Source organism: bacterium, assembly GCA_035529855.1.
In the GTDB taxonomy this organism is placed as follows: Bacteria; RBG-13-66-14; B26-G2; order WVWN01; family WVWN01; genus WVWN01.
This window is the reverse complement of the sequence record DATKVX010000022.1, coordinates 1-2,851: the sequence shown is the minus strand read 5'-3', so window position 1 is coordinate 2,851 and position 2,851 is coordinate 1. Positions and strand designations below refer to the sequence as shown.

The 2,851-nt window shown below is 63.6% G+C and carries 3 protein-coding genes; all 3 read left to right on the top strand.

The features are described from left to right. On the top strand, window positions 1–1,145 hold a 1,145-nt coding region (locus VMX79_02070; GenBank protein ID HUV85879.1), incomplete at its 5' end, for a glycosyltransferase. Between the two features lie 42 nt (window positions 1,146–1,187). After that, entirely contained in the window at window positions 1,188–1,403 is a 216-nt protein-coding gene (locus VMX79_02065) for a hypothetical protein (GenBank protein ID HUV85878.1), read from the top strand. Window positions 1,404–1,560: 157 nt separating this feature from the next. After that, window positions 1,561–2,851, top strand: a 1,291-nt coding sequence (locus VMX79_02060) for a glycosyltransferase family 39 protein (protein ID HUV85877.1), incomplete at its 3' end; no start/stop codon positions are given.

Below are 2,851 nucleotides of genomic sequence, written 5' to 3'. Positions count from 1 at the left end.
TGACGTACGTCCTGGAGCTCTCGAAGGCATTAGGCCGGCTCGGCGTCGCGGTCGACCTCTACACGCGAGCTTTCGAGGGGCGCGCGCCGCTCGAGGCGGTGAGCGAGGGCGTCCGCATCGTCCGCGTCCCCTGCGGCCCGGACGGGTTTATCATCAAGGAGGAAATGCTCCCGCATTGGCCCGAGTTCGCGGACAACTGCGAACGATATATCGAGGACGAGGGGCTGACGTACCAGCTCCTCCACTCCCACTACTGGGACGCCGGCCTCGTCTGCCGGCTGCTCGCGCCGCGGCTCGGCATACCGTTCGTCCACACCTCCCACTCGCTGGGCGCCTGGAAGCGCGAGCTGATGGGCGGCGACCCCGCCGAGATGGAACGCGTCTACCATTTCGAGGAGCGCGTCGCCGAGGAGAAGCGCGTCTTCGCCGCCGCCGCCGGCATTACCGTCACTAACCCGGCGAGCGTAGAAAAGTATAAGGAATATTACGGCGTCGAGAGCGAGAACATGGTCGTCATCCCCCCCGGGGTGAACACCGCACGGTTCAACGCGGACGACGACGGCCGCGCCGTCGCCGGCACCGAGCGGCCGTACGTCTTCTCGCTCAGCCGCATCGACACCAACAAGGGGCTCGACTTCCTGATAAACGCGTTCGCGCGCGTCGCCCGCGAGGCCGAGCTCGCCCTCGTCATCGGCGGCGGCTCCGCGGAGCCCCGGGAGCGCGAAAGACTGGTGCTGGAGGAGCTCCGCGACCTGGCCGCGACGCACGGCGTCGCCGCGCGCGTCGCGTTTGCCGGCTACGTCAGGGACGACGACCTACCGTACTTCTACCGGCGCGCGCGGGCGTTCGTGCTGCCGTCGCGGTTCGAGCCGTTCGGCATGACGGCGCTGGAGGCCATGGCCTGCGGGACCCCCGTCGTCGCGACCAACCGCGGCGGCCTGGCGCGCTACCTCGACGACGGCCGCGACGCCCTCCTGGCGGACCCCTCCGATACGGAAGCGTTGGCCGCGGCAATGCTGCGGGCGGCGACGGATGAGGAGCTGGCCGCCCGGCTCGTCGCCGCCGGCCACGAGACGGTAGCGCGCGAGTTCACCTGGGAGGCTATCGCCGAAAAGCACGTCGTGTTTTACGAGAGGTTTATCTAAGCCGGCTTTTTATCCGCCGAGGCCCGAGGTAAAGGAGGACTTATGGCCGCGCCGCAGTGCATCTTCTGCAACTGGAAGATGGAGAACTTCGGCAACCAGAACATAGACGACAACTGCCCGGAGGAGTGCTCGGTTAAGCAGCTCAAGTCGCAGGCGACGCGCCTCAACCAGATGACGCTGGTGCAGGGCCGCAAGTTCAAGAAGCTGCTCGAGGTGCTCGAGGTCCCGCCGGAGAAATTCGACGCGGCCGAGAAGTAAGGTCGGAAGAGGGTCGCCGCGGCGCTCTCCCAAAAGATAGCTCGCTACCGACCGAATTACGCCCGAAGGGGTTTAGGGAGCGGGAGGATGCGTGTCCGGTTTTCGTAGAATTCCGGGGCCGTTTCTGAATCTGTTTTTACCGGGGGCCTTGTTTGCGGTGGGCGTCGCTTTCCGGTTATGGCACCTGGACGACCCCATCCGCTACGACGAAGCTTTCACTTACTTGTGCTACGCCGGCCGGCCCCTTTGGGACGCGCTGACGGACTACGGCGCGCCCAACAACCACTTCCTCAATACGCTTCTCGTACGTTTAGCAACGTCGGTTCTCGGCGAACGGGCGCCGCTGTGGCGACTTCCGAACTTGTTGGCCGGGGTGGGAACGTTAATCCTGGCCGGCGTAATCGCCAAACGGTGGTTCGGCAGAGGGGCGGGGGTCGTCGCCTTAGTTGTGGCGTGCATTTCTCCCTTAATGACGCATTTCTCGGTTTTAGCGCGGGGCTACAGCCTCTCGTTATTTTTCGGCTTAACGGCTTTGTATTTAATAGATATACGACACGAACGGAAAGGCCGCGGCCTCGTTTCAATCGGCGCGTGCGTATCTTGCACGCTAGCGTGTTACGCCGTCCCCACGGCCTTACTTTTCGTCTGCGCCGTTTTCGCGTACGACGCGTACCTAACGTACTGCGAACGCGCCCGGTTTACGACGTTACTGCCGGTATGGCTGCCGGCCGCGCTGTTGACTTTCCTTCTGTATCTACCGCCGTTAATCACTTCCGGGCCGGAAACGTTCTTCGCAAGCATCGGCGGCCCGTCCGAGCCACCCCTCTCGTTTAACGGCTTACAGTTTTACGGCAAGGCGTTACTGGACGAGAAAACGTGGGGCCCGGGCGGCGGGTGGTTTTGGCTGCCGGTCGCCGCCGTCGGCATCGTAGTAGGCGCCGCCAAACGCCCGGCCTATGGCGTGTTAGCGGCCGTCGGCGCATTGGGCAGTATCATATTACTCGCGGCAGGATTCAGGCCCCCGGCGCGGGTCTTTATTTACCTATTGCCCATCATCTCTTTCGGGGTCGGAGCCGCGGCGGAAGCGTTGTGGCAACGACTCCCCTCCCGCACTCCCGTTTTAAAGGGCACCGGCGTCGCGCTCCTCGTCGCGGCCGTGGCCGCCGTCGTCTTCGCCGAAAGCGGGCGTTACCTAAGTAATTCCATCCGGTCCGGCGCGGCTCCCGCGGCGCTACCCATGGTGAAATACCTCGCCGAAAACTACACCGACGATATCCGTTTAATAGCAACGGCGCCGTTGAACTACCCCTTGATGTACTATACCGAACACCTCGGATGCGACGAAATCCGAATAATAACGGGGCGTTCTCCCCGCGCGTTTACCTACGAAACGTTTATAGCGGTCCCCGCCGGAGTTCCGCTGCGGGAAGTCGTACGGGAAGGAACGC

Coding starts and splice junctions, on each gene's coding strand:
- VMX79_02065 (HUV85878.1), top strand. CDS start 1,188: ATGGCCGCGCCGCAGTGCATCTTCTGCAACTGGAAGATGGAGAACTTC.